This is a genomic window from Cohnella thailandensis, assembly GCF_014212135.1.
GTDB lineage: Bacteria > Bacillota > Bacilli > Paenibacillales > Paenibacillaceae > Cohnella > Cohnella thailandensis.
This window is the reverse complement of the sequence record NZ_JACJVQ010000008.1, coordinates 87,493-113,821: the sequence shown is the minus strand read 5'-3', so window position 1 is coordinate 113,821 and position 26,329 is coordinate 87,493. Positions and strand designations below refer to the sequence as shown.

General features: G+C 58.6%; 22 protein-coding genes. 19 read left to right on the top strand and 3 right to left on the bottom strand.

Translation table 11 applies throughout. The features are described from left to right. The first annotated feature begins 54 nt into the window (after positions 1-54). The 15 genes from H7B67_RS11965 to H7B67_RS11895 all read left to right on the top strand — a co-directional run bounded on the left by H7B67_RS11965 (position 55) and on the right by H7B67_RS11895 (position 16,694). A complete protein-coding gene (locus H7B67_RS11965; protein WP_342592591.1) occupies positions 55-1,419 on the top strand; it encodes an ABC transporter substrate-binding protein in 1,365 nt (454 codons plus the stop codon). A gap of 69 nt (positions 1,420-1,488) precedes the next feature. After that, positions 1,489-2,418 (top strand): carbohydrate ABC transporter permease, encoded by a 930-nt coding sequence (locus tag H7B67_RS11960; protein WP_185120061.1) that lies wholly within the window; start codon positions 1,489-1,491, stop codon positions 2,416-2,418. Further along, entirely contained in the window at positions 2,418-3,308 is an 891-nt protein-coding gene (locus tag H7B67_RS11955) for a carbohydrate ABC transporter permease (protein ID WP_425353911.1), read from the top strand. Before H7B67_RS11960 ends, H7B67_RS11955 begins: the two co-directional genes overlap by 1 nt. A 37-nt stretch (positions 3,309-3,345) precedes the next feature. Continuing rightward, the gene (locus tag H7B67_RS11950) at positions 3,346-4,452 is read left to right on the top strand and encodes a glycoside hydrolase family protein (RefSeq protein ID WP_245363851.1); all 1,107 of its coding nucleotides are present in this window, start codon (positions 3,346-3,348) and stop codon (positions 4,450-4,452) included. A gap of 42 nt (positions 4,453-4,494) precedes the next feature. Then, complete coding sequence (locus H7B67_RS11945; protein WP_185120060.1) at positions 4,495-5,190, top strand: N-acetylmannosamine-6-phosphate 2-epimerase; 696 nt, start codon at positions 4,495-4,497, stop codon at positions 5,188-5,190. A gap of 20 nt (positions 5,191-5,210) precedes the next feature. Beyond that, positions 5,211-6,227, top strand: a complete 1,017-nt coding sequence (locus H7B67_RS11940; RefSeq protein WP_185120059.1) for a zinc-dependent alcohol dehydrogenase — start codon at positions 5,211-5,213, stop codon at positions 6,225-6,227. Positions 6,228-6,231: 4 nt separating this feature from the next. Then, complete coding sequence (locus tag H7B67_RS11935; protein ID WP_185120058.1) at positions 6,232-7,140, top strand: Gfo/Idh/MocA family protein; 909 nt, start codon at positions 6,232-6,234, stop codon at positions 7,138-7,140. A gap of 21 nt (positions 7,141-7,161) precedes the next feature. Next, positions 7,162-7,944: a M55 family metallopeptidase gene (locus H7B67_RS11930; RefSeq protein ID WP_185120057.1), complete on the top strand. Its 783-nt coding sequence runs from the start codon at positions 7,162-7,164 to the stop codon at positions 7,942-7,944. A 66-nt stretch (positions 7,945-8,010) separates the two neighbouring features. After that, a complete protein-coding gene (locus H7B67_RS11925; RefSeq protein ID WP_185120056.1) occupies positions 8,011-9,699 on the top strand; it encodes a DUF4855 domain-containing protein in 1,689 nt (562 codons plus the stop codon). Between the two features lie 209 nt (positions 9,700-9,908). Then, the gene (locus H7B67_RS11920) at positions 9,909-10,769 is read left to right on the top strand and encodes an SIS domain-containing protein (RefSeq protein ID WP_185120055.1); all 861 of its coding nucleotides are present in this window, start codon (positions 9,909-9,911) and stop codon (positions 10,767-10,769) included. 312 nt (positions 10,770-11,081) lie between these two features. Further along, positions 11,082-11,531 carry a MarR family transcriptional regulator gene (locus tag H7B67_RS11915; RefSeq protein WP_185120054.1) on the top strand — a complete coding sequence of 150 codons (450 nt, stop codon included), beginning with the start codon at positions 11,082-11,084 and terminating at the stop codon, positions 11,529-11,531. Positions 11,532-11,613: 82 nt separating this feature from the next. Further along, positions 11,614-12,738 (top strand): ABC transporter substrate-binding protein, encoded by a 1,125-nt coding sequence (locus tag H7B67_RS11910; RefSeq protein ID WP_185120053.1) that lies wholly within the window; start codon positions 11,614-11,616, stop codon positions 12,736-12,738. A 20-nt stretch (positions 12,739-12,758) separates the two neighbouring features. After that, on the top strand, positions 12,759-13,562 hold the full coding sequence (locus H7B67_RS11905; protein WP_185120052.1) for an ABC transporter ATP-binding protein: 804 nt from the start codon (positions 12,759-12,761) through the stop codon (positions 13,560-13,562). Between the two features lie 29 nt (positions 13,563-13,591). Next, complete coding sequence (locus H7B67_RS11900) at positions 13,592-14,440, top strand: ABC transporter permease (protein WP_185120051.1); 849 nt, start codon at positions 13,592-13,594, stop codon at positions 14,438-14,440. After that, a complete protein-coding gene (locus H7B67_RS11895) occupies positions 14,424-16,694 on the top strand; it encodes an arylsulfatase (RefSeq protein WP_185120050.1) in 2,271 nt (756 codons plus the stop codon). Before H7B67_RS11900 ends, H7B67_RS11895 begins: the two co-directional genes overlap by 17 nt. An 87-nt stretch (positions 16,695-16,781) precedes the next feature. Here H7B67_RS11895 and H7B67_RS11890 read toward each other — a convergent pair whose 3' ends face one another. Continuing rightward, entirely contained in the window at positions 16,782-18,197 is a 1,416-nt protein-coding gene (locus H7B67_RS11890; protein WP_185120049.1) for an amidohydrolase, read from the bottom strand. A 176-nt stretch (positions 18,198-18,373) separates the two neighbouring features. On the opposite strand from H7B67_RS11890, the gene H7B67_RS11885 reads away from it, so the two are divergent. Next, complete coding sequence (locus H7B67_RS11885; RefSeq protein ID WP_185120048.1) at positions 18,374-20,422, top strand: helix-turn-helix domain-containing protein; 2,049 nt, start codon at positions 18,374-18,376, stop codon at positions 20,420-20,422. A 1-nt stretch (position 20,423) separates the two neighbouring features. Here H7B67_RS11885 and H7B67_RS31285 read toward each other — a convergent pair whose 3' ends face one another. After that, positions 20,424-22,196 (bottom strand): histidine kinase, encoded by a 1,773-nt coding sequence (locus H7B67_RS31285; protein ID WP_185120047.1) that lies wholly within the window; start codon positions 22,194-22,196, stop codon positions 20,424-20,426. A gap of 6 nt (positions 22,197-22,202) precedes the next feature. Then, a complete protein-coding gene (locus H7B67_RS11875) occupies positions 22,203-22,943 on the bottom strand; it encodes a response regulator (RefSeq protein ID WP_185120046.1) in 741 nt (246 codons plus the stop codon). A 376-nt stretch (positions 22,944-23,319) separates the two neighbouring features. Between H7B67_RS11875 and H7B67_RS11870 the strand changes: the two genes are divergently transcribed. The 3 genes from H7B67_RS11870 to H7B67_RS11860 are packed head-to-tail and all read left to right on the top strand — an operon-like array spanning position 23,320 to position 26,292. Next, positions 23,320-24,324 carry an ABC transporter ATP-binding protein gene (locus tag H7B67_RS11870; protein ID WP_185120297.1) on the top strand — a complete coding sequence of 335 codons (1,005 nt, stop codon included), beginning with the start codon at positions 23,320-23,322 and terminating at the stop codon, positions 24,322-24,324. After that, positions 24,321-25,319 carry an ABC transporter ATP-binding protein gene (locus H7B67_RS11865; protein ID WP_185120045.1) on the top strand — a complete coding sequence of 333 codons (999 nt, stop codon included), beginning with the start codon at positions 24,321-24,323 and terminating at the stop codon, positions 25,317-25,319. Before H7B67_RS11870 ends, H7B67_RS11865 begins: the two co-directional genes overlap by 4 nt. A 22-nt stretch (positions 25,320-25,341) precedes the next feature. Then, on the top strand, positions 25,342-26,292 hold the full coding sequence (locus H7B67_RS11860) for an ABC transporter permease (protein WP_185120044.1): 951 nt from the start codon (positions 25,342-25,344) through the stop codon (positions 26,290-26,292). Positions 26,293-26,329: the final 37 nt, after the last annotated feature.

Sequence of the window (26,329 nt, the reverse complement as noted above, 5' to 3'; positions counted from 1 at the left end):
AAAGGCCAGCACTCTTTTTACCATTTATGAACGAATATAAGGGAGGCGTCAAGCATGTCCATGTTCGGCAAAAAAACGATGGCGATTACGGGGTCGACGATTTTATCTTTATCTCTTCTGGCGGGCTGCGGTTCTAACGATAACGAGGAGAACGCTAGTCCCGGCGCTAGCTCCGGCTCTGCCACGAACGCTTCTTCGCCCGCAAGCGAAAGCTCGGCTCCGAAGGAGAAGGTGGAGATCTCCTTCTGGACGACGTATTCGGATCAGGATGCGGGTCCGATCACGGCTCTGGTCGACCAATTCAACCAGACGAACGATCATATCACGGTCAAGATGCTGGGCAACCAGGATCCGACCAAGCAGCTGACGGCCATCTCCGGAGGCGCGGCGCCCGATATCCTGCTGACCTATTGGAACAATATCGGACCTTGGGCGGACGCCGGAGCGGTGCTCGATCTGACGGATAAGATCTCGCAGTCCGGCTTCGATATCGGCTCCGTCGTTCCAGCGGCCATGGACCGGATGAAGATCAACGACAAGTATTACGCGATGCCGTTCACGATGAGCATGGCGAACTCGCTGATGTACAACAAGAAAGACTTCGCGGACGCGGGGCTGACCAAGCCGCCGGAGACGCTGGAAGAGATGTTCGACTACGCGAAGAAGCTGACCAAGAAGGACGATAGCGGCAATATTACGCAAATCGGCTTCATTCCGGATTATCCGTGGATCGACAATGTCTTCTGGCCGGTCGTCTTCGGCGGGTCCTGGCTGGACGACAGCGGCAAAGTAACGCCTAACGCGGAAGCGAACGTGAAGTCGATCGAATATCAACGTTCCTTCTATGAAGAATTCGGACAGAACCAAATCGACAAATTCAAGTCCGGCATGGGCAAGCGCGGCACGCCGCAGGATCCGCTGCTTACGGGGCAGCTCGCCATGTACATCGGCTGGGAATACAACTTCATGCCGGAGCGCGGAGAAGACGGCCCGATCGGCGTCGCGGCATTCCCTTATCCGGCCGACCGTCCCGAGCTGAAGGGATCCGGCATGGTCAGCCCGCGAGCGGTCTTCATTCCTCAGAAGGCTAAACATGCGGACGAGGCGTGGGAATTCATGCAATACCTGATGACAACGGACGCGCAGGTCAAATATTCGCTCGAAGCGCACGTTATTCCGACCATTACGGCCGCCCTGAGCGACGAGCGCCTGATGGTGGAAGAGAACAAGACGATGTGGGAGTTCTACGAGCGCGCGAAGAGCGAGAACCTGAACGGCTTCCCGAACAGCGCTTATATCAACGAATACCTCCAGGCTCTGACGGAGGAGACGGAGAAGGCCCTCAAGGGCACGATATCGGCTCAAGAAGCGATGGACAACGTCGCGAAGAAGATTCAACCGCTCGCTGACGGCAAGTAAATCCATACCGGCATGTGGCGGACCGCGGCCGCGCGGTCCGCTTGCGACTTGATGAAAGGAGGAGGGGCGATGGCGAAAGTCAGCGGCAATGCGGTCGGCATTCGCAAGAGAGAGCGGAAGCTTCTGGTGAAAGGTTTGCTGTTTACGAGTCCCTGGATTATCGGCTTCTTGATTTTTCAGCTTTATCCTATCCTGGCTTCCTTCTATTACAGTTTAACGGAGTACAACCTGTTCAAGCCTCCGGAGTGGGTCGGGTTCGGCAATTATAAGGATCTGTTCCAAGACGACAAGTTCTACAAGTCCATGTACAACACCCTCTATATTACGATAGTCGGCGTCGTGCCCCACATGGCATACGCTTTATTGATGGCTCTGCTGTTGAACGCGAAGGTCAAAGGCCAGAGCATCTATAGAACGATTTATTTCCTGCCCACGCTCGTTCCCGCGGTAGCCGGCTCCCTGCTGTGGATGTGGCTTCTCAATTCCCAATACGGCTTGATCAACATGGGGCTCGAGGCGATCGGAATCATGGGGCCCAACTGGCTGGTCGATCCGGACTGGACGAAGCCTTCGCTTATTCTGATGGGCTTCTGGGGTACGGGGACGATCACCGTCATGTATTTGGCCGCGCTTCAGGACGTCCCCAAGATGTTCTACGAGGCGGCCGAGATCGACGGGGCGAGCAAGTGGAGGCAGTTCTGGACCATCACGTTCCCTTCCATCTCGCCGATGACGCTTTTCCAATTGATCATGATGCTCATCTCGTCGTTCCAATACTTCACGGAGGGCATGGTGTTCGCCGAGGCGTCGCAATCGGTGGGAGGACCCGAGAATTCGCTTCTGTTCTACTCCATCTATCTCTATCAGCAAGCGTTCTCCTTCCTCAACATGGGGTACGCTTCCGCGATGGCCTGGATTCTGTTCGTGGTCGTCATGCTGTTCTCGCTCGTCATCTTCAAAACGTCCGCTCGCTGGGTCTACTACGGAGGTGACAAATAATGGCTATGGCAAACGAACCGGTCTCCGCGGACAGTCTCGCCTTGAAGACGTTGAAGAAGAAAAGAACGGGGAAACAAATCGCCAAGTCTTTGCTTAAGCATTTCGTTCTTTGCTTGGTCGGCCTCTGCTTCCTCGGACCGTTCGCCTATTTGCTTCAGACCTCGGTCAAGAGCATAGAGGATATCTTCGCCGTGCCCTTCGTCTGGTGGCCGGAGAAATTGTACTGGGAGAACTATTCGAACGCGGTGCAAGCGATTCCCTTCCTGCGGTATACGTGGAATACGCTGTTCGTGGCGCTGCTGTGCGTGCTGGGCGAGCTGATCGCCGCTCCCTTGACCGCATACGGCCTGGCGAGAATCCCCTTCAAGGGGAGGAACGTCATCTTCCTGGTCATGATGGGAACGATCATGCTGCCGATGCAGTCGACGATGGTTCCGATGTACGTTCTGTACAACAAGCTGGGCATGGTGAATTCCTACTGGCCATTGGTTCTGCCGGCCTTCTTCGGAGCGGCCTATTATATCTTCTTGCTCAGGCAGTTTTTCATGGGTATTCCCCAGGAAATAACGGAATCCGCCAAAATCGACGGGGCTTCGGAATTCCGGATTTATTCGCAGATGATTTTGCCGCTGTCCCGTCCGGCCCTGTTCACCGTCGGCCTGCTCGTCTTCCTGAATACTTGGAAGGACTATCAAATGCCGCTTATTTACCTGAATGAACCGATCAAGTGGACACTATCCGTCGGTTTGAAAGCTTTCATCGGGGAATACGACGTGGAATGGGGCATGCTGATGGCCGCCGCCGCGCTGTTCACGATCCCGGTCATCGTCCTGTACTTCTTCGTGCAGAAGGTGTTCATTCAAGGGATCACCATGACAGGCACCAAATAAAGAACAAGAGGAGCTTGGAAAAGGAGGGAGAGCGTTTATGGATTCAACTGACTATTCGAGCCAAGCGGCTTTTCTGGAATCGATATCCCCTCGCGTCATAGCCGTCGTTAAGCCATACTTCGATAGCCGGCTTAGACGCTCCGACGAGACGGGAGATCGGTCCATTCTCGACGACGAGCTGGGCAGCCGCGCGAGCTGCTGCACGACGGCAGCGGCCGCCGCATTCTACGTATGGGAGGGACGTCGGAATCGTTCCGAGGCTTCGCTCGATATCGCCCGCGCTTTGGCCGAGGACGTGCGCCGGCGCCAGCTGCCGAGCGGCGGGTTCGGACAGCCGTTCTATGTGAGAAAAGGGGAACCGGACGTAGTCGACATCGCCGAGGTGGGAGCTTCCGCGGACAGCTTGTTCCACTTGTATTCCTGCGCGGGAAGCGAGGCGGCCCGGGAGGCGCTGATCCGTTCGGCCGATTATCTGCTCACGCAGGTCTCGCCGCGGAATCCCGCCGTTATCCTCAAGCGGCCGGACGACGATTTCGACGTGCTGAACGGCGACATGTACGCGGCCCATGCCTTCGGAAGAGCGTACGCCGCGAGCGGCCGTACCGTTTATCTCGAGAAGGTAAGGCAGATCGTCGCCCACTTGGCCGATCGTTTCGGTCGCAACGAAGCGGGATGGTGGCCTTATATCGAGAATTGGGACGGCTCCGTCTTCATGGGCAACAGCGTGGCTTATCAGGCGACGATCCTCGAGCTGGCTCATGGCTTGCTGCCGTTGCTGGAGGAGCCTCTGCGCGAACGGTGGAACGAAGTGTCCAAGGAAGCGATGGCGACTATGCTCGATGCGATGAAGGAGCCCCCTTCGGACGCGACGGAAGCACCCTGGTGGGCGCGGGATTGGAGCAAGAGCGGAGAGATCGACAAGGCTTTCTGGGTCAGCGGCGACCCCGAAGTGCAGCGGATGGCCATGAATCGCTTGAACGAAACCGTCCGTCTTCTGGAGGAGCGAGGAATTGCCGCGTTCGCGCCCGTCATCGAGAATGACGTTCCGGATCGGACTCCGGTGACGACGACCTATCGCAAGGTCGCCGGATTCGCCGGCACGATCGCGAACATGGCGCTAACCGAGGAAAGGTCCCGGACTTAAATCATGAAGACAGAGAAGCTACTTGAGAGGAGGGACCCGACCATGGCAGCTCAACCGCTTACGGCAAAAGGCTTGATCGTATCCTGCCAGGCAGCGCCGGAGGATCCTCTATACGGAGCGGATACGATGGTCCGCATGGCGTTGGCGGCCAAGCAAGGCGGAGCGATCGCCATCCGCTGCAACGGGAAGGAAGACATCCGGGCGATCAAGGAGGCCGTCGGTCTGCCGGTCATCGGGCTGATCAAACGGGAGATCGCCGGTTCCGACATCTATATCACTCCCGAGCTCGAAGACGTTCGGGCCATTCTGGAGGCGGGAGCGGACATCGTCGCGCTGGATCTGACGAATCGCGAGAATCGCCTCGAGAACGGGAAACGTCTGATCGATTACATTCATCGGGCCGGCGCGAAGGCGATGGCCGATATTTCTACGGCGGAAGAGGCGATCCGGGCGGAACAGCTCGGAGCCGATTACGTGTCGACGACGCTGTCGGGGTATACGCCTTACAGTCCGCAGCAGGACGGGCCGGATCTCGAGCTGATCGCCAAGCTGAGAGGCCGGCTTACCGTTCCGCTGATCGCGGAAGGGAGAATCTGGACCACCGAAGAAGCGGTTCTGGCGCTGGAACGGGGAGCCGAATTCGTGGTGGTCGGCTCGGCGATCACGCGGCCTCAGCTGGTGACCAAGCGGTTCGCGAACCGAATCGCCGAGTATTGGACTCACAACGGAGTCGTCTAGACCAAAGGGGGAATTCGTCCATGAAACAAATCGTCGTGAACGAGCATGCGGCCGTTCTGGAAGAAGCGGAAGCGCCGGCGCTGACCGGCGAACAGCCGTACCGGGTGCTCGTCAAAGTCCGGTACTCCTCGATCAGCCCGGGAACGGAGCTGAACCTGATTCATAACATGGAGGTTCCGGCGGGCTTCAAGCTTGGCTACAGCGCGTCCGGGGAAGTCGTCGCGGTAGGCTCCAAGGTCAAGGACCTGAAGCCGGGCGACTATGTCGCCTGCTATGGCGGTCCTTACGTTTATCATGCGGAGCAGCTCTCCGTGCCGAGACAACTGTGCGTTAAGCTATCCTCGGAGACTTGGCTGCGGGAGGCCGCGTTGGTCGGTTTAGGCTCGGTCGCCATCCACAGCGTGAGAAGGATCGGCTTGCAATTCGGCGAGACGGTGTGGGTCGTCGGTCTCGGCCTTCTGGGCCAGTTGATCGTGCAATTCTGCAAGCAGGCCAATTACCGGGTGCTGGCGACGGACATGGATCCGGCGCGCGTGGAGATCGCGCGGTCGTACGGCGTCGAAGCGTATCTTGCGAACGACCCCGGCTTGGACGGGCGGATCTCCCGGTTCACGGAAGGGCATGGGTTCGACGGCATCGCTCTTGTCGCGCATTCGAACAGCTCGAAGATCATCGAGACGACGATGGAGAAGCTTGCCTTCCGGGGCAAATACGCGCTTGTCGGCAACGTGCCCATCGAATTCCCGCGCGAGCTGTTCTTCCAGAAGGAAGCGGATTTTATCATCGCCCGCGCCGCGGGACCGGGACGATACGACGAGCAGTACGAGGACGGCAACGTCGATTATCCGAAGTCTTACGTCCGCTGGACGGAGGGGCGCAACATGGCCGAGTACGTCCGTCAGCTGGAGGAGGGGATCACGAGCATCGCCCCGCTCTTCACCAAGGAATATTCGATCGACGAAGCGCCGCAGGCTTATGTCGACATGAAGCGGGACGTGTCCAAGGTGCTTGGCGTTCTGCTGCGCTATGGAGGCTAGAGGGATGACGGGCCGGATCAAAATCGGCATTGTCGGGACGGATACGTCCCATTCTATCGCGTTTACGGAGCTTCTGAACGATCGGTCGCACCGGTATCACGTACAAGGGGGCGAAGTCGTCGCCGCCTATCCGGGAGGCTCCCCCGACTTCGAGCTCAGCATCTCGAGGGTAGCGGGATTCGCCGAACGGATGCGCTCCGCTCACGGAGTTCGAATCGTCGAAAGTCCGGTCCGGGCGGCCGAGGTTAGCGATGCGATTCTGCTTCTCTCCGCCGACGGCAGAGTGCACAGGGAGCTCTTCGAAGAGATCGCTTCCTTCGGCAAGCCTATTTTCATAGACAAGCCGCTTGCCCTCCGCTCGGAGGATGCCGCCGCTATCGCGAAGACGGCCCGAAGGTTGAGCTTGCCCGTCATGAGCGCCTCGGCGCTGCGCTATGCGGAGGCTCTGACCAAGCAGCTAACCGGCCATCCCGCGGACGACGCGGTGCTCGGCGTCGACTGCTGCGCGCCGATGTTCATGGAACCGACCCAGAGAGGGTATTTCTGGTACGGCATCCATGCCGCGGAGCTGCTGTACGCGATAATGGGTACCGGCTGCGAGAGTGTCCAAGCTATCGCGTCCGGGGATCTGGAGACGATCGCCGGTACGTGGCGGAACGGGGTCGTCGGCACGATCCGGGGAAGCCGTTCCGGGGGATTCCCGTTCTCGGCCGCGATTCATCGCGAGCGTAATTCCTCCTTCGTCCATGTGCCTTCCGAGGAGAAGCCGTTCTACGCCAGCCTGCTGGAGCAGGTCATGACGATGTTCGAGACCGGGGTACCCCCGGTGGGGATGGACACGACGCTCGAGATCATTCGTTTCCTCGAAGCGGCGAACGAGAGCAGGGAGACCGGCAAGACGGTTGTTCTCTAACGATCGGAGGCGGATTTGGCCATGAAATATATCATTATTACCGATTTGGAAGGGGCGGCGGGAGTCGATTCCTTCGGCCAGACGCGGACGACCGATCCCGTCGCGAAGGAAGCGGGGATGAGGCAGCTGACGCTGGAGGCGAACGCTTGCGTCGCCGGCATTCGGAAGAGGGATCCGAACGCCGAGATCGACGCGATCGACGGCCACGGAACGGGCGGGCTCCACCCGGAGGACCTGATCGGCTGCCGGTACGTCAACTTGGCAGGGACGAGCGTGTATCGTTTGCTCGAAGAAGGGAGCTACGACGCGATGCTGTTCGTCGGACAGCATGCGATGGCGGGCACCGTGGCGGCGCCTCTCAACCATACTTACTCCTCGCTCGACGTGATGTACTACCGGCTGAACGACGTTTTTATCGGCGAATTCGGCGCGCGGGCCGTGCTCGCGGGATCGAGGGGAGTGCCGGTTATTTTCCTGTCGGGGGACGACAAGGCGGCGGCGGAAGCGAGGATGTTCATCCCCGGCATCGAGACCGCCGTTACCAAGCGGGGAACGGGAATCGAGAGGGCGGAGCATTTGTCCTCGGAGCAGGCTTGCACGGCCATCCGGGAAGGAGCTTCGCGGGCGGTTGCCCGAATGGCCGGCATTCCGCCTTATCGGGATTTCCAAGCGCCCTATACGCTGGAGATTCGCTATTATCGTCCTATCGCCGACGGGTTATTAATCTCTTATCCGGACGCCGTGCTCATCGACGAGAGGACGGTAAGCATGACCGTTCACGATCCGGCTCTTCTTCCGCTCTAAAGCGTCAAGCAGTCGAAATAGAGGTTGTAAGCTCCACGCAAATTATCATTGAAGGGAGATACATCGATGATGAAAAGAAGCTTGCTTGGCGCACTGGCCGTATTGACGGCGGGAGCAACTCTAACGGGGGCGGCGGCTCAGGCGCAGAATGCTTCGCCGGAGGCCGAGCTCGTCAATCTGGCGCTGGGCCGAAGCTATACGCTGGAGACGCCGTACCCGGCGGATTCTCAGTTCGGCCGAACCGAATCGGCGCATCCGGACGATACCGGCCTTCAGTTGACGGACGGCGTTTACGGCGGCACGGCCTTCTCCAACTCCGCGTACGTCGGCCGAATCTGGCAGGGAAGCCGGATCGTGACGATCGACCTGGGCGAGCCGGGAACCGTCGAGCGGATCGGCGTCCACGTTCTGCAGGACAATGCGAGCGGAATTTTCGCCCCGTCAAAGATCGCTTATTACGTCTCTCTGGACGGCGAGAAGTGGGAGCGTCTTCAAGACGGAGTCAGCCGACTTCCAACCACGGAAGCCGGACCGGTCACTCAAACGATCTGCATCCAAGGTATCGACAAGCAGGCCCGTTACGTGAAGGCGGAAATCCCGGTCACGTCCTGGGTGTTCATGGACGAGATCGAGGTGCTCGGCACGCGCGATCTATCGGGCAAGAAACCGCACCCTACTCCGGATCATTCCCGGAAGGACGACGGCTACCCTAAGGCAGGCTCCAAGCAAGCGGCGGGCATCTCCAATCAAGTGCTGCTTTACACCGGCGAGTGGCAGTATGAGCCCGCCGACTGGATTTCATATACGAAGGAAGACCTCAAGCCTTACGTGTCTTATGTCGACGCCGAGATGAACCGGGTCGATTACATGTTCGACGGATTCCTGTTCCTGCAGTACGCTACGCTTCTGAACGGCGCCAATTACGGAGCGTCCGGGAAGCCGACGAACAAGGCGGATTGGGAGAAGTCGCTGGACCGGCTCTTCCGTGCCGACTACGATCTGGGCGCTCTCGACCAAGCGGTCGCGGAGGCGAAGCAGGAACTGAAGCAGAAGGGGAAAAAATACGAGGCCAAGGTCGTGCTCTCGATTCCTTATCCGCGTCCCGATCAGAGCGACTTCGGAGACGTGGACGGAGACGGGGTCAGCGAGAACCTGAACGCGGCGGAGGTCGGGGAGGACAAGGCGCTCGAGAATCGGGCCAAGGTCGTGAAGTGGTACGTAGACGAGGCGTACGCACGGTGGAAGGATGCAGGCTACGAGAATATAACGCTGTCGGCGTTCTACTGGTTCAACGAGTTTCTATCCCGGCAGACGAGCGAGAGCGAGGACGATCTGATCCGCCTCGTCTCCGATTACGTGCATGGCAAAGGGGCAAAGCTGCAGTGGATTCCGTATTACTTCGCGCGCGGGTGGAGCGATTGGAACGAGGTCGGTTTCGACACGGCCCTCATGCAGCCCAATTATTTGTTCCAGAATACGACCGCGGAACGCCTCGACACGATCGCCCAAGCGGCGTACGATCACGGCATGGGCGTCGAGATGGAGATGTCGGACGGCGTCCTGACGGATCCCGCGCTGAGAGACAAGTATTACGCTTACTTGAATAAGGGCGCCGAGCACGGCTATATGAATTCGTTCAAGGCGTTCTACCAACAGGTCAAGACGATCAAGAAGGCGGCGGAATCGACGGATCCGGCGGCGCGCGAAGTGTACGACAAGACCTATCGGTATTTAAAAGGCGTTTATCAACCTTAATAGAGCGCGAGTCGGCGGAAAGAAAGCGGCAGATAGGCGTTGCGGGAGAGACTTCGGAGACGAGTCTCTCCCTTCTTGTCCCTGCGCGGCGATCGATTGTCGAATGGAAAATTTGTTTAGCGATATTCTTCAATCCCTATATTGACTAGAGGAGAAATTCGTCATAAGATGAGGCGAAAGCAAGCTTGGACGAGAAAGGAAGAAATGATGTGAGCAATGCCTTAGAGACCGGGAAGACGCTTCTGAACATACGCAGTCACATGAGCGGCCTGACGAAGACGGAGCAGAAAGTGGCTCAATACATTCTGGAGAATGCCCAAGACGTGATCTACCAGTCCGTCACCGAGCTTGCGGAGCGAGCGGATACAGGGGAGACGACCGTTCTTCGGCTTTGCCGGAAGCTGAAGTTCAGCGGATTCCAGGACTTCAAGCTATCGCTCGCGCAGGATCTGGTCAAGCCGGTCGAGCATCTTCCAGAGGAGATCGCGGAGGGGGACGACCCTTATACCATCAGCCGCAAGCTCATCTCCAGCCATTATCAGATCCTGGAACAGACCTATGAGCTGCTTCCGCCGGAACAATTGAACCGCGCGGTGGCCGCGCTAGCGTCGGCGGCCGCGATCGAATTCTTCGGAGTCGGATCGTCCGGCTTCTCCGCGCAGCAAGCGGCGCAGACGTTCCTGCGGATGGGCAAGCCGAGCGGCGCGTTGACGGATTCCCACTTCCAGGCAATGAAGGCGGCGCTGCTCCGTCCGAAGGACGTGGCGGTAGGGTTGTCCATCACCGGCAGCACCAAGGATACGATCGACAACTTGGCCCTCGCCAAGAAAGCGGGAGCGACGACGATCGCGATCACGAGCAACGCGCGTTCCCCTATCGTTAAGGTAGCGGACATCGTTCTGCTGACAGTGGCGCGGGAGAACCCGTTCCAGGGAAGCTCGATGAACTCCAAACTGTCCCAGATGACCGTCCTCGACATCCTGAGCGTATCCGTGTCGCTGGCGATGAAGGGCGAAGCCTCCAAGTATCGGGAGATCACCGCAAAGGCGATCATCAACAAGATGTATTGATCAACGCAAAGCAGTCGGCGTTTCCCATGGCGAGGTAGTCCCGTAAAGAGGGGGACTCGCTAGGAGAAACGCTTTTTTTGCAAACCAACAAATCATAGTTTACAAATGGGAATTCATGTGTTAATTTTATTTCACGACAGAAATATTCTTAACGAAATAAAATAATTGAGCCTTCTGGACAGCCGGCGGCTCCCGAATTTACAGCCCCTCCGCATTGGAGACGGGGTTGCTTCGGGGGCCTTTTCTGCGTCAGGAGGAAGGAGGCGGGACATCATTTCTCTCTATACGGAGCTTGACGATACCTTTCGAAAGATGATCCGTAAGTTCGTGGTCGAACGTGACAAAGTGGTAATCGCGGGGGAGCTAAACCTGCCCCAACTCGTCGTGCTTGGCACGCTTAATTTCAAGGGACCGCACAAAGCGGGGGAGCTGGCGGAAGCGACCGACTTCTCCCCGAGCATGCTCACGGCTTTATGCAACAAATTGGTGGACGGCGGCTACATCGAACGCACGAGACCGGAAGAGGATCGGCGCACGGTGCTGCTCGCCATATCGGCGAAAGGCAAGGAGTTCATTGAGACTTTATCGCGAAGCAAGCGCAAAGATAAGGCTCCCTATTTATTCGAAGAATTTAATGAAGAAGAATTGAAGCTTCTGCTGAACTTCAGCGGCAGGATTCTGAAGAGGCTTGACGGCTTCTCGGAAGCCATCATGGCCGAAATCGAGCAAGCGCTGACGCCGGAAAGGCCGGCCGACAAATGAGCTCGCCGTTCTCTCGAATGAAGGGAGGGAGGGCGAGCCGGACGCGAACTACTAATTTCAGTGAATAATCGGAGGGTCTCATATGTCCAAATTCGTGAAAATCCGCAATGCCGCATCCATCGTCGTATTGACGAGCGCGTTCGCGCTCGCTTTGGCCGGATGCGGTTCCGATAACGGAAACAACTCGAACGCGGGAACGGCATCTTCGGCAGCCCCGGCTTCCGAGTCCGTATCCCCGGCGGCTTCCCCGTCCGCATCCGAATCCGCCTCTCCCGCCGCGGAGACGCCGAAAGAGAAGGTCAAGGTCCGTATCGCTCTGGATACGGCGGCCGGCGGCTCGCTGCAATTCCGTCTAGCGGAGGAAAAGGGGCTGTTCGACAAGTACGGAATCGATGCGGAGATCTCCAACTTCCCGTACGGGATCGACACGCTTAACGCGCTGCTCGTAGGGCGCGCGGATACGGGAACGGCTGCGGATTACGCGCTGCTCAACTCCCTGAACAAGGGCGACTTCAAGGTAGCCAGCGCGCTGTCCCGCGAGACGCCGGAATCGGCGACCTCCACGGTCGTCATCGCCAAGGGCGACGATATTAAAACTCCGCAGGACTTAAAGGGCAAGAAGCTCGGCGTCGCCAAAGGAACCGTCTTCGAATACGTCTGGTCCAAGTACCTGGAGAGCATTGGCGTGGCCGAGTCGGACGTGAAGTTCGTGCCGTACTCCTCGCCGGACGAAGCGATGGTCGGCCTTCAGAAAGGGCAGATGGACGCGGTGCTCGGCAGCGGAGTGTTCATCGACAAGTTCCTTAGCATCAAGGGCACGAAGGTGATCGGGGATCTCGCGGACGCGGGAACGGACATCACGGCTTATTTCGCGGTCACTTCCGATTTCCTTAAGAAGAATCCGGACGCGGTCGGAGGCATTCTGAAGGCGCTCGACGAAGCCATCGCCTACATCCCGGGCCACGAGGAAGAGCTTGCCGAGATCGCGTTCAAGGAGCTGAAGCTGCCTAAGGACGGCGTGCTCAAGACGATCGACCAGCAGGGTTACGCGGTCGGCTTCTCCCACGAGGATTACGACCATCTGAAGAGCATGAAGCAGTTCATCTTGGATAGAGGAATTCTGAAGGACGATTACGACCTGAACGCCAAGCTCGATCTCGAGCCTGCTAAACAGGCGCTTCCGAATCTAGTGAGTTATCAACCGTAAACGAAGAGAGGAGTACGCGCATGAACTCCAATGCCAATGCAAACGCCAACGCTCTCCCGCAATCCGGAACGATCCGGATCGAGAATCTGCGCAAGTCGTTCGCGGCCGCCCATCCGGGCCATGAGCCGCACTACATCATCAAGGATATCAACCTGACCATCCGAGGCGGGGAGTTCTTCATCCTGCTCGGCCCGAGCGGCTGCGGCAAGTCGACCCTCCTGAACATCGTCGCCGGCTTCATCGGCAAGACCGAGGGCAAGGTAGCCTTGGGGGAAAAGGAAATCGTTCGTCCGGGCAGCGAGAGGGCGATGGTTTTCCAACAGGCAGACTCTTCTTTGTTCCCTTGGCTCACGGTTCGCGAGAACGTGGAATTCGGGCTTCGGATGCGGAAGGTGCCCAAGGCCGAGAGGAGACGGACTTCGGATCATTACATCCGGCTCGTCGGCTTGGCCGGGCACGAGGACAAATTCCCGAAGGAGCTTTCTGGAGGCATGAAGCAGAGGGTTCAGCTCGCTCGCGTGCTGTCGAACGATCCCGCCATTCTGCTCATGGACGAACCGTTCGGGGCGCTCGACGCGATGACGAGAAGGACAATGCAGAAGGAGCTCATCCGCATCTGGCAGGAGACTAACAAGACGGTTATTTTCGTCACGCACGATATTCAGGAGGCTCTGCTGCTCGGCCAGCGGATCGGCATCATGTCGGTCGGCCCGTCCTCGCAGATTACCGATCTTTACGACAATCCGCTCCCTTATCCTAGGAACGTGACGGAACCGAAGCTGATCGAGCTTCTCGATACGATTCAGTCGCACTTCGACGAGTAGACAGGGACAGGAACAGGAGTTGAAAAACGATGAATCGATGGAAGTATTGGCTGCTGCACGGAGTCCTGCCTTGGCTCGGAGTTTTGGCCGTTTGGCAGCTAGTCGCTCTGGCGTCCGACCCGCAGTTTTTTCCCAGTCCGTACCTTACGCTCAAAGGAGCGATCGAGCTGTCCGAGGACGGCTCGCTCTTTACTTACATTGGCTATAGCTTCGCCCGCGTGCTCAGCGGTTGGCTGCTCGGCAGCTTGATCGCCGTTCCGATCGGACTCGTCATGGGGCGCTTCAAGTTCATCCGGGCGATCACGGACCCGATCTTGAACTTCATCCGCTTCATTCCGGCGCTCGCGTTCGTCACTCTGTTCATGCTGTGGTTCGGGATCGGCGAAGAATCCAAAGTCATTCTGATCATGTACGGAACGATCTTCACCGTCATCATGAATACGATGACCGGCGTGCTCTCGGTCGAGGAGGACAAAATCCGTTCGGCCCGCAGCATGGGGGCTTCGGAGTGGCAAATCATGCTGCACGTCATCGTTCCGGCTACCGTACCCTACATCTTCACGGGGGTTCGCATCGCGATGAGCATGTCGTATCTCGCGATTCTCGGGGCGGAGATGGTCGCGGCGAACGAAGGCGTCGGGTTCCTGATCTGGAACGCCCGCCTGTACTTCAAGACGGATTGGATCTTCGTCGGCCTGTTCGCGCTCGGCATCATGGGCTTCACGACGGATCGCTTGCTCGGCTACGTCGGGCGGAAGCTGCTCGGCCGCTACGGCGTCGTTCATTCGGGCGCTGCGGGACAAAGAGCGCGCAAGCCTCGCAAAGCAATGCAACCAACCAACGCAACCGGAGGGAATTCCTATGGGAAAGTGGGCTAAAGAATCGTTTCAAGGCGCGATAGGAGCGACGGTAGAGGATTCGATTCCGTTCTGGCCTAAGCCGGAACAACCGAAGGAGGGCTCACCTAACGTCGTCGTCATCCTGCTCGACGACCTCGGCTTCGCTCAGCTCGGCTGCTACGGCTCCGACATCGCGACGCCGAACATCGATGCGCTGGCGTCAGGAGGCTTGCGCTACAACAACTTCCACACGACGGCGGTCTGTTCGCCGACCCGCGCGGCCCTGTTAAGCGGCCGCAATCCTCACGCCGCCGGCGTCTCGTTCGTCTCCGGCTTCGACATCGGCTACCCTCATACCCGGGGCAAGGTATCGAAGGAGACGGCGCTTCTCAGCGAGATCCTCGTCGATAACGGCTACAGCACGCTCGGCGTCGGCAAGTGGCACCTTGCGCCGGCGTCGGAGCATTCCGCCGCCGGACCGTTCGACAACTGGCCGCTCGGCCGCGGCTTTGAACGATACTACGGTTTCCTGGAGGGGGCGACCAATCAGTGGAATCCCGATCTCGTCGAGGATAACCGCCCGGTTCCGCAGCCCAAGACGGCCGAAGAAGGCTACCATCTGACGGAGGATCTGACCGATAAGGCGATTCAATACATTCGCGATCAGAAGTCCGCCGCTCCGGACAAACCGTTCTTCGCCTATATCGCGTACGGCGCCACCCATGCGCCCCACCATGCGCCTCAGGAGTACATCGACCGCTACAAGGGCAAGTACGACAAGGGCTGGGACATCGTTCGCGACGAATGGTTCGCCCGTCAAAAGGAGCTTGGAGTCATCCCGGCGGATGCGGTGCTGCCTCCGCGCAATCCGGGAGTCAAGGCTTGGGAGGACTTGTCCGAAGACGAGCGCCGCCTGTTCGCCCGCCAGCAGGAAGCGTTCGCCGGTTTCCTGGAGCACACAGACTACCATATCGGACGCTTCGTGGACTTCCTGCGGGAGATCGGCCAGTTGGACAACACGCTGCTCGTTCTTCTGTCCGACAATGGAGCGTGCGCGATGGGCGGCCAAGAAGGCACCGCCCAGAGCTGGGCGGAGGGCTTCGGCCCGAAGGAGACGTTCGAGGAGAAGCTGGCCCGTATCGACGAGATCGGTTCTCCGCTGGCGAACAACCACTACGCGAGCGGTTGGGCCCAAGCGGGCAATACGCCGCTGAAGTGGTACAAGTCGTTCGTGCACGCGGGCGGGGTACGCGATCCGCTTATCATTCATTATCCGAACCGGATCAAGGACGCCGGAGAGGTACGCGGCCAGTTCCATTACGTGACGGATATCGTGCCAACGGTGCTGGAACTGCTCGGAATCGAAGCGCCGGAGACGTATAAGGGAGTTCCTCAGCAGCCTGTTCACGGCACGAGTCTCGCTTACACGTTCGAGGAGAAGAAAGGACCTTCACGCAAGCGAACCCAGTACTTCGAGATGATCGGCAATCGGGGAATTTGGCATCGGGGCTGGAAGGCCGTCGCCGTTCACAAGCCGGACACTCCGTTCTCCGAAGATCAATGGGAGCTATATCATGCCGACGAGGACTTCACGGAAGCGAACGACCTCGCGGCGGAGCAGCCGGAGAAGTTGAGGGAGCTCGTCGATCTGTGGTGGGCCGAAGCGGGACGCAACGGCGCGCTGCCTCTGGACGGCCGATCCATGCTCAATAAGGTGCGAAGCGTCCGGGGAGCCCATCCGATTCCGCTGGAAGCGAAGACCCGCGTCTTCTATCCGACGTCGTTCGGGCTGCCGTTCGCTCAAGCGCCGGACGTGCGCAACAAGCCGTTCGAGATCAAGGCGGAACTCTCTCGCGGCGACGCTTCGGATGAAGGGGTCATCGTCGCGCATGGCGGGCGATTCGGAGGTTATGCGCTGTTCATCCAGGACAACAAGCTGCAGTTCTACTTTAATCATTCTTACCGCATCCGGCATTCGATCGTCTCGGATTCCGAGCTTCCGGCCGGACCGCTGGTCGTCGGTTTCCGGTTCGCCAAGACGGGAGAGCTGAAGGGAGTCGGCACTCTCTATGCGAACGGCAAGAAGATCGGGGAAGGGACGATCGGGCATACGGACCTGCTCGGCTTTACGCAGGACGCTTTTTTCGTCGGAGAGAACGGACCGACTCCGGTCAGCGAGAGCTATGCGGCTCCGTTCCGCTTCGAGGGCACGCTGAAAGCCGTCACGTATACGCTCGGAGGCTATACTCCGGACATCGAGTCCCAACTGGCTCTGGAGCTGGCGACGGAATAATCGGATAGCGGATATCGAAAAAGCAGGGGTCATCTCATAAGTCGTTTAATACACGACTACGAGATGACCCCTGATGTTATGCGACGCTCAGCCGGCCGGTACGGCCTCCTTATGGTACGGCGGCTTCACGTCCATCGGGATGCCGGCCTTATAGGCTGTTCCCTTCGTGCTGGCGGCGAATTCCGCCTTGGCTTTCTCGATGATGCCGTCGACGTTGAGCAGAAGGTCGTACGCGGATAGAGCCATCAGCTTGGCGGCGTAGTGCATGCCTTTCATGCCGATGGAAGAGCCGAACGCGGCGGTCGCTTGCCACGTATGCACCTGGACGCCGGCCGGAGCGCACGTCGTCATGATCTGGCCCATCGGCACGATCCACGAAGCGTCGCCGATGTCGCTGGAGCCGCCGATCGACATGCCATACGTCTTCTTTAAGTTGAAGAAGCCGGTCGGGAGGTTCTCTTTGGTCGGAGCCATGGCGCTCCCGGCCTCAAGCACGCTCGGATGGATGCTGCCGCGCAGCTGCTCGGCGAATTTCTCTTCCTCTTCCGTGAACGACATCGGACCGGCCAGCTCGGCTTGAGCGTGCATCAAGTCGTTAAGCGCCATGTTCGGCAGCGTGTCGTAGCAGCCGGCGCGGATCGCCCATTCGACGGTCGTCTCCGTCATCATGGCCGCGCCTTGGGCTACCTTGATCAGGCGCTCCAGCAGGTGGTCGACGGCCGGGCGGTTTTTGCCGCGAAGGAAGTAGTAGACGCTCGCCTTGTCCGGAACGATATTCGGCGCGAGCCCTCCGTTCGTAATCTGGTAGTGGATGCGCGAGCCGTCCGGCACGTGTTCCCGCAAGTAGTTCGCGCCGACGTTCATCAATTCGACCGCGTCCAACGCGCTTCGTCCGAGATGGGGCGCTCCGGCGGCATGCGCCGTTCGGCCGGAGAAGAAGAACTCGACCGCGGTCAGCGCCTGCATGCTGATGTTGGCCGTCATGTTGAAGGTGCCGGGATGCCAGGTGAGCACGCTGTCCAGGTCGTCGAAGGCGCCCGCCCTCGCCATGTACGTTTTGCCGGACAACAGTTCCTCCGCCGGGCAGCCGTAGTAACGGATCGTGCCTGCCAGCCCTTCGGCGTCCATTCGCTGCTTTAAGGCGAACGCCGCCTCGACTCCGGCGGTACCGAGCAGGTTATGGCCGCAGCCATGGCCGGGACCGCCGGCCACGATCGGGCTTTCCGCGAAGCCGACTTCCTGGGACAAGCCCGGCAGCGCGTCGTACTCGCCCATGATGCCGATAATCGGCTTGCCGCTGCCGTACTCGGCGATGAACGCGGTGGACACCTCTCCGATGTTCCGGGTGATGCGGAAGCCTTCCTTCTCGAGGGCGCTCGCCTGAAGCGACGAAGCGAAGCGTTCCGTGTAGCCTACTTCCGGGTTGTCCCAAATCTGCTTGGCCATATCGGTGAATTCAGCGGCGTGATCATCGATCCAAACGAGAATGTCTTGCTTGCTCATGGGCGGTCCCTCTTTCTATCGTTGATGTTAAAGATAGTTACATTCTAGCTCTCGAAATCGAAGATTTCATTGTTTGAATGAACGGTGTTTACATGGATTCCTTGTTTAAATACACTATGGAAAAAGGCATTCACGATACAAAGTCATAAAAGATGACACGGAAACGAGGGGTTCGATTGACGGATCGCGAGCTCAGGGCTTACTTGGAAGCGTGGATGGAGTCGGTGCCGTTCGGGGTATGGGAGCGGTCGGGAGCCGACGATCCTTGGCGGCGTTGGCTTAGATCGGAATCGGAGACGGCAGGAGAGGAAGAACCCTTCGACTTGGACGATAACCTTCGAAGCGGTACGGGTTCCGGCATCGGACAAGCGCGATTCGTATATGGAGAGCCGTTGAACCGGGAAGCGCTCCTTCGCTATCCCCTCGAAGCGAAGCTGAGCGGCGATTGGCAGGAAAGGCTGCGTTCGATCATCCGCGAGAAGTGGCTGGAGGCTCTCGTCGTCCAACAACGGCAAGAGCATGAGCAGTGGCTGCGCGGCCTTCGCGAACTTACGTCCTCGCTCGACATTAACGAACTGCTGCTTCGCATTATGCATAGCGCCCTGAAGGTCATTCCTTCGGCGGACTGCGGCTTCTTCATGATGTTCGATCCGGAATCGGGCAAGCTCGTTCCTCGCGCGAGCGTGGGGGTCGGGGAGTCGATCTACCGGTTCCGCGTGTTCCCCGGCGAGGGCATTACCGGCAAAATCTTTAATAGCGAGCGAGGGCAAATCTTCGTCTCGCCGCCTTCTTTTATTAAAGAAATGGACAACGTGGACATGGACAACATGAACCATCTGTCCCAGGCGTTCGAGAATTCGCCGGAAAGCGTCCAAGCCGTCATGGCGGTGCCGGTCACGATGAATAAAGACAAAATCGGCGTCATGATCGTCCATCAGCTGCAGAGGAGCAAGCGAATGGACGAGCGCGATCTGCATCGGCTCCAGGGATTCGCGGACCAAGCGGCGATCGCGATCTCCAACGCCCGGCTGTACTCCGAGCTGGAGGAGAAGAACCGGTATTTGACGAAGCGAAACGAGATTCACGACGTGTTCACGAAGCTGTCCGTAGAAGGCAACGATCTGGAGACGGTCACGCGGACGATGGGCCGAATGCTTCGGCTTCCGGTCTTCTTCGTCGATCCGGCCAAGGACGAATGGTATCCCCGGTCCGGTCGGACGCATGAACTGTCGGGGGAGCAGCTCCATACGCTGTTTAGCGTTGACCTATCCGCGAGGGAGATCGCGGGTCCGAACGGAATGGGCTTGTATCTGTACCCTATCTTGAACGGTTCGGTTCTTCTTGGCAGCTTCGTCGTGGAGCTCGAACGCCCCCTTCAACGGCTCGATCTGGTCGTGCTGGAGCAAGGGAGCGCCGTCGCGGCTCTCGAGATGATGAACACGTATTCGCTGACGGAGATGTACTTCCGGAGGAATCAAGAGCTGTTCGGCGAGCTTGTCCTCTACCGGGAGCCCAAGCGATTGGAGGCGAAGCTGAAGAGCTTCGGCCTGTCCAAGCATGACCGGCTGTTCGTCTGCCTTCTGCAGCTGACGGAAGAGCCGAAGGACATGAAGAGAAGGGAGAGCGACCTGCGCAGGTTGATCTCCGGTATCGAGAAGGAGATAGGCAGAACGAACCTGCTGCTGTTCGGCGCCCAGGACAAGATCACGATCCTCGCCGCCGCGGACGACGAAGCCAAGCAGAAGCATTTCATCCAGAAGCTAAGCGCCGTTGCGGCCAGATGGTCCGAAGCTAAGGGATCCCCTTTATACGGAGGGGCAGGCGGCTTGTACAAAGGGCTGGAGAACGTCTCGAAGAGCAACGACGAAGCGAACCGTTCGCTCGCTTACGTGCTGGGCAGAGAGAGAGCCGGTATTATGCGCTATGGAGACATCGGCATCAATCGCCTGTTCATTAACCAAGACCCGGAGGAGATCGATTCGTACGTTCGGGACGTGCTGGCGCCGCTCCGCTCGCCGCGAGGGCAATCGGGCGAGCTGGAGCGCACGCTCAAGGAGTATATGGCGGCCAACCGGGCTTCCGCTCTGACGGCGGAACGGCTGCACATCCATCCCAACACGCTCTACCATCGGCTGCGCAAGATCGAAGAGCTGCTGGACGTCGACCTGAACGAGCCGGACGACTGGCTCCAAATCTACCTGGCCTGCCATTTGAGCGACGCTTGACCTAGTCGATCGGCAGAACGATGGCGATCAGCGTCCCGACGCCGGGCTTGCTCTTGACGCGCAGCTCGCTCCGCCCGCCGTACGCGAGCTTGATCCTTCTCTGCGTATTGATGAGGCCGATGTGGTTCGTAGGGGGCGATTCGCTGAACAGCCTCGTTCGCAGCTCGACCATCCGCTCCTCGGTGATGCCGTTGCCGTTGTCGATGACGGCCAGCCGCAGGCGATTGCCAAGCCGCTGAATCTTGATCTTGATCGCCAGCTTCCGTCCCGGACGGCCCAAGCCATGTTGAAGGCTGTTCTCGATCAGCGGCTGGAAGATCAGTTTTAACATGTGATACTTCTCCAGCTCCGTATCGTATTCCCACCAGATGTCGAACCGCTCGCCATGCCTTGTTTTCTGAATCGCGATATAGCTCTTCGTATTGGCGATCTCCACGCGAAGCGGCACGAGCCCGTTCTGTCCGTCCAGCGAATAGCGCAGGATGTCGGACAGGTGCTCCACGATATTCGTCAGCTCGTTCGGCCCGTCCGTGTAGCTGGCGGCCTTCCAATGAATCGTCTCCAACGTGTTGTACAGAAAATGAGGGTTAAGCTGCGACTGCAGAGCGGCGAATTGGGCGGCCTGCGTCTTGTACTGGCTCTCCGAGAGCTGGATCCTCATGTAATTGTGCTCGATGAAGTTCTGCAGCAGACTGCGGATGATCTGGCTGTAGACGCTATTGCCCTTCGTCCGGTGGACGGGAAGCGGCTTGCCCTTCTCGGCGGCGTCGAGAATGGACATGATCACCTTCAGATCCCAGTAGTTTTTCTTCGTCATCTGGTAGGCCAGCAGGAATGCGGCCAGAAGCGACAGGGTCAGCAGCACGGCGCCGATGCGAAGCAAGCGGTTGAGTGCGGTGTACAGGGACTGCTCCGGCGTCACGGAGAGGAACGTCCAATCGTAAGGATCGGAGTGGATCTTGTTGATCAGCGCTTTCTCGCCGGTCGCCTTGATGGAGAAGGAGTTGCCCTTGCGGGCGATGATCTGCGCGATCTCCTCGGGAGCCGGGGCGTACCGCTCGCTGTTGCGGAGGATGATCGAACCCTGCTCGTCCGCGACGGCGAGCAACTGCCCGTTGACGGTTGCGAGGTCGTTCAGCCTGCGCTCGATATACTCGCGCTTGATGTTCAGGACGATGACGCCTCCCGTGCCGTCCATCACCTTGAAGTTGCGGTACATGGTGATCACGTCGCTGTACTCGAGCTCTTTGCTGACGTTGTAGCGCGGCACCGCCCGGCTCTCCGTCCAGATAGCCTCGTCGCCTTCGTGCTGGAGATAGCTGTCGTACCAGGTGCGGTCCGGGTAATCGTCCAGCTCCATGAAGCCTCCTGAGGCGGAGGAGATGAACCGGCGGTTCTCGTTGTTCAGATAGATGTAGATCGAATCGATATAAGGGCTCGCGATAGAGGGCGAGTCGATAAAGTTCTTCAGAGCGGCGAGCTGTTCGTAATCCTCCGCCGATGGCAGGGGCTTGTTCAGCATGCCCTTCAGGTTCATGAACTGGGTTGCGCTCGCGATAATATGCAGGTTCAGGGAATTCTGCTCGTTAAACAGAAGCTCGATGTTCTCTTTGGTCTGCTTCAGCATGTTCGTGTTGTTGCTATTGATCTCGTGAACGACATACTGCTGGATCAGGAAGGCGGACATCGCCCCGAGAACGACGAGCGGGATCAGCATCGGCAGCAGGAAGGTAACGAGATTCTTGGCGAAAAATCGGGCAGTGGTCGTGATCACAAGCGGCTATTCCTCGTTTCGGTATTCTCTTGGGGTCATCCCGAAGTAGCTTCGGAACATCCGGGTGAAGTTCTTCGAGTTGCTGTACCCGACGATCTCGCTGATCTCATAGGTTTTGGCGGCGGTGGACTTCAATAGTTCGGCCGCTTTGTTCATGCGGACATTCGTCAAGAAGTCGGAGAAGTTCTCTCCGGTCTTGGTTTTGAAGTACTTGCTTAGGTAGAAGGGGTTTAGAAAAACGTGCTTGGCGGCACTCTCCAAAGTGGCGTTCGAGAGATTGTCTTGGAGGTAGGCCTTTACTCTATCGATCGTCTGATCCGTCGCGCCGGATTCCGCGGGGGCAACGGATGGGGAGGGAGCGGGCGCTTTGGTTCGGTCCAATTCGTTGCGGAGCTGCTCGAACACTTCCGCGATCTCCGTGTACTTGGTCGGCTTCGTCAGATACCTCTTGACCCCGTATTGGACGGCCAGCTGAGCGTATTCGAACTCCCGGAAGCCGCTTAAGAGGACGACCTTAACGTCCGATCGTTGGCGGAACAGCCTCTCGGCCACCTCGATGCCCGACAGGGAGGGCATGCGAATGTCGCAGAGCAGCACGTCCACCGGTTTCTCGGAGATGAAGGCAAGCGCTTCTTCCCCGTCGCATGCCTGTCCGATGACTTGGTAGCCGAATTCGTGCCAAGGGAAGTAATTGCTCAGACCGTTGCGGATCTCGCTCTCGTCGTCGGTAATCAGAAGGTTGTACACGATCGATCCCCCGCTCTCTTTTTCTGACAATTCTTAAGATTTGATACCTTTCGCGGCCGAATGGGCCATCGATGCCAAGAAATGAACCCTAATCCTCAAATGAAGGGCCTATTATCCTTCGTCATATAGATGTTAAATAATATTACACGAATCATTCGAGCCAGAACGTAAGGAGATGGCTGCCAAAAGAACATGTCGTACCGCGAATATACCATATTTCTTCGTAGAAATGTAGGTAGAAACCTACATTCCGGTTAGAGCTCAAATGTGGATTTACACAGGAAAACCGATCGAAATCCCGATAAACAGTCTAATTTGCGTTAGGAAATATTACACCGAAATGGGTAAGGCGGACCGCCAACAGGCAAAGGAGGGGCTGCGAATGCTGCTGGAGCTTAAGGACGTGAAGACCGTCTTCAAGACGGAGAAAGGGGAGGTCACCTCGGTGGACGGGGTCAGCCTCAAGCTCGGGAAGGGAGAGACGATCGGCATCGTCGGCGAATCCGGCTGCGGCAAGAGCGTAACCTCGCTCTCGATCATGAGGCTGCTCGGCAAGAACGGGAGCATCAAGGAGGGAGAAATCCGGTTCATGGACAAGGATCTCGCGAAGCTGCCGGAAGCTCAGATGCGCGGGATTCGCGGCGGCGACATCGCGATGATCTTCCAAGAGCCGATGACCTCGCTCAATCCGGTATTCACCATCGGGAACCAATTGACGGAAGCGATACGGCTGCACACCGACATGAAGGGCAAGGCCGCCGACGAGTACGCGGTCGAGATGCTGAAGAAGGTCGGCATTCCCCGCCCCGAGGCGATCATGAAGAGCTACCCTCACTCCCTGTCCGGCGGAATGAGACAGCGCGTGATGATCGCGATGGCGCTCTCCTGCAATCCGAAGCTGCTCATCGCCGACGAGCCGACGACCGCGCTCGACGTGACGATTCAGGCGCAGATCCTGAATCTGATGAAGGAGCTTCGCGAAGAGACGGGCGCTTCGATCCTGCTGATCACCCACGACCTCGGAGTCGTCGCGGAGATGGCGGACAAGGTCGTCGTCATGTATGCCGGCCAAGTGGTCGAGGAGACGGACGTGTTCACGCTGTTCGAGAAGCCGCTGCACCCTTACACGCAAGGGCTGATGAAGTCCATTCCCCACATCGGGTCCGACGCCGACGAGACGCTGGCTTCCATACCGGGAGCGGTGCCTCCTCTGACGAACATGCCGAAGGGCTGCCGGTTCCATACCCGTTGCGCCTTCGCAAGCGAGAAGTGCTTGTCCGCCGCTCCCATGCTGCTGACGGTTCAAGAAGGACATCAAGTGCGCTGCTGGATGGCTCAAGAGCCGGAAATCTGGAAGACGCAAGAGGAGGAAGCCGTATGACGACTGCGGAACGCAGCCCTGCCGCGGAGCCTCTGCTCCGGATCGAAGGCTTAAAAACCTACTATCCCATTAAACGGGGCCTGCTCTCCCGAACGGTCGGGAACGTCAAAGCGGTAGACGATATAACGCTGGACCTGTACCAAGGAGAGACGCTGGGACTCGTCGGCGAATCCGGCTGCGGCAAGTCGACGATCGGACGAAGCATCGTCCGGCTGGAGAACCCGACGGACGGCAGGATCTGGTTCGACGGGGAAGACATCACGGATCGATCGATGTCGGACTTGCGCGGGGCCCGGATGAAGATGCAGATGATTTTCCAAGACCCCTACTCCTCCTTGAACCCTCGGATGCGGGTACAGGAGCTGCTCGCCGAACCGATGAGGGTTCACGGCGTTGCCGGAGGAGCCGAGCTGGAGACGAAGATCGACAAGCTCCTGGATACGGTAGGCATCCCTCGAAGCTATAAGCAGCGGTTCCCCCACGAATTCTCGGGCGGCCAACGGCAGCGCATCGGCATCGCCCGCGCGCTCTCCCTGAACCCGAAGCTCATCGTGTGCGACGAGCCGGTATCCGCCTTGGACGTCTCGATCCAGGCGCAAATCTTGAATCTATTGAAGGATCTTCAGAAGGAGCTCGGGCTTACCTATCTATTCATCGCCCACGGGCTCGGAGCGGTCAAGTATATCAGCACCCGAATCGCGGTCATGTACCTCGGCAAGGTCGTGGAGATCGGCACGAAGGAGGAGATCTTCGCGAATCCGCGCCATCCCTACACCCAAGCGCTGCTTAACGCCTATCCGGTGCCGGATCCCCGCAAGCGCGGGCAGGAGCGCATCGTCCTGCAAGGGGACGTGCCGAGCCCCGCCAACCCGCCGGCCGGCTGCCGCTTTCATACTCGATGCCCGTTCGTCCAGGCGAAGTGCAAGGAGCGGGAGCCGATCCTTCGGGGCGGCGATCACGCGGCGGCTTGCCACTTCCCGCTAGCCGCCTTGTAAACCGCGAGAGAGGAGAGAAACCATGCTAACGTATGTCATCCGCCGCGTTCTGATCGCGATTCCCGTTCTCTTCGGCATAACGATCATGAACTTCGTCATCATCAACCTGGCGCCCGGCAACCCGGTCGACATGTACATGACTCCGGACACGCCGCCGGAGCTGCTGGAGCTTCGCAAGGAGCAGCTCGGCTTGAACGACCCGATCATCGTTCAGTACTTCAAATGGCTCGGCCAGCTGCTGTCGGGCAACCTCGGCTATTCCTTCAGCACGAGCGAATCGGTCGGCTCCCTGATCGGCGAGCGTCTCGGCCAGACGATGCTGCTCGGGATCGCGGCGCTTATCCTCGGTCTCCTGATCGCCCTGCCCATCGGCATCATGAGCGCCGTCAAGCAGAATTCGAAGTTCGACTACCTGATGACCGGCCTCTCGTTCGTCGGAACGTCGATTCCCCAGTTTTTCCTCGGGCTGCTCTGCATCTATATCTTCGCCGTCCAATTAGGCTGGCTGCCCGTCGGAGGAACGGAGACGCTCGGCGGCGGCGGCGGACTCGGAGATCGCCTCTGGCACATGGTGCTTCCGTCGATCGCGCTGGCCGTCGGCATCGCCGGACGGAAAGTGCGGTACATCCGCGCCAGCATGCTGGACGTGCTCAAGCAGGACTACCTTCGCACGGCGCGCGCCAAAGGGCTGAAGGAGTTCATCGTCACGAACAAGCATGCTCTCCGCAACGCCCTTATCCCGGTCATTACCGTCGTCGGCATGGAGATTCCGATGCTGTTCGGAGGAGCGGTCATCGTCGAGCAGCTGTTCCAGTGGCCCGGAATCGGGCAGCTCACGATCCAATCGATCCTGTCGCGCGACTATTCCACCATCATGGGGCTTAATCTGGTCGCCGCGATCGTCGTGCTCGGCGCCAACCTTCTGACGGACGTTTTCTACTCGGTGGCCGATCCTCGCATCAAGTATCACTAACGGCCGTTCGGCCGAATAAACGCAAACGAATGAGAGG

Bases quoted from the DNA above. Each gene is read 5' to 3' on its own strand.
- H7B67_RS11965 (WP_342592591.1), top strand. From the start codon at position 55: ATGTCCATGTTCGGCAAAAAAACGATGGCGATTACGGGGTCGACGATT.
- H7B67_RS11960 (WP_185120061.1), top strand. From the start codon at position 1,489: ATGGCGAAAGTCAGCGGCAATGCGGTCGGCATTCGCAAGAGAGAGCGG.
- H7B67_RS11955 (WP_425353911.1), top strand. From the start codon at position 2,418: ATGGCTATGGCAAACGAACCGGTCTCCGCGGACAGTCTCGCCTTGAAG.
- H7B67_RS11950 (WP_245363851.1), top strand. From the start codon at position 3,346: ATGGATTCAACTGACTATTCGAGCCAAGCGGCTTTTCTGGAATCGATA.
- H7B67_RS11945 (WP_185120060.1), top strand. From the start codon at position 4,495: ATGGCAGCTCAACCGCTTACGGCAAAAGGCTTGATCGTATCCTGCCAG.
- H7B67_RS11940 (WP_185120059.1), top strand. From the start codon at position 5,211: ATGAAACAAATCGTCGTGAACGAGCATGCGGCCGTTCTGGAAGAAGCG.
- H7B67_RS11935 (WP_185120058.1), top strand. From the start codon at position 6,232: ATGACGGGCCGGATCAAAATCGGCATTGTCGGGACGGATACGTCCCAT.
- H7B67_RS11930 (WP_185120057.1), top strand. From the start codon at position 7,162: ATGAAATATATCATTATTACCGATTTGGAAGGGGCGGCGGGAGTCGAT.
- H7B67_RS11925 (WP_185120056.1), top strand. From the start codon at position 8,011: ATGATGAAAAGAAGCTTGCTTGGCGCACTGGCCGTATTGACGGCGGGA.
- H7B67_RS11915 (WP_185120054.1), top strand. From the start codon at position 11,082: ATGATCCGTAAGTTCGTGGTCGAACGTGACAAAGTGGTAATCGCGGGG.
- H7B67_RS11910 (WP_185120053.1), top strand. From the start codon at position 11,614: ATGTCCAAATTCGTGAAAATCCGCAATGCCGCATCCATCGTCGTATTG.
- H7B67_RS11905 (WP_185120052.1), top strand. From the start codon at position 12,759: ATGAACTCCAATGCCAATGCAAACGCCAACGCTCTCCCGCAATCCGGA.
- H7B67_RS11900 (WP_185120051.1), top strand. From the start codon at position 13,592: ATGAATCGATGGAAGTATTGGCTGCTGCACGGAGTCCTGCCTTGGCTC.
- H7B67_RS11895 (WP_185120050.1), top strand. From the start codon at position 14,424: ATGGGAAAGTGGGCTAAAGAATCGTTTCAAGGCGCGATAGGAGCGACG.
- H7B67_RS11890 (WP_185120049.1), bottom strand. From the start codon at position 18,197: ATGAGCAAGCAAGACATTCTCGTTTGGATCGATGATCACGCCGCTGAA.
- H7B67_RS11865 (WP_185120045.1), top strand. From the start codon at position 24,321: ATGACGACTGCGGAACGCAGCCCTGCCGCGGAGCCTCTGCTCCGGATC.
- H7B67_RS11860 (WP_185120044.1), top strand. From the start codon at position 25,342: ATGCTAACGTATGTCATCCGCCGCGTTCTGATCGCGATTCCCGTTCTC.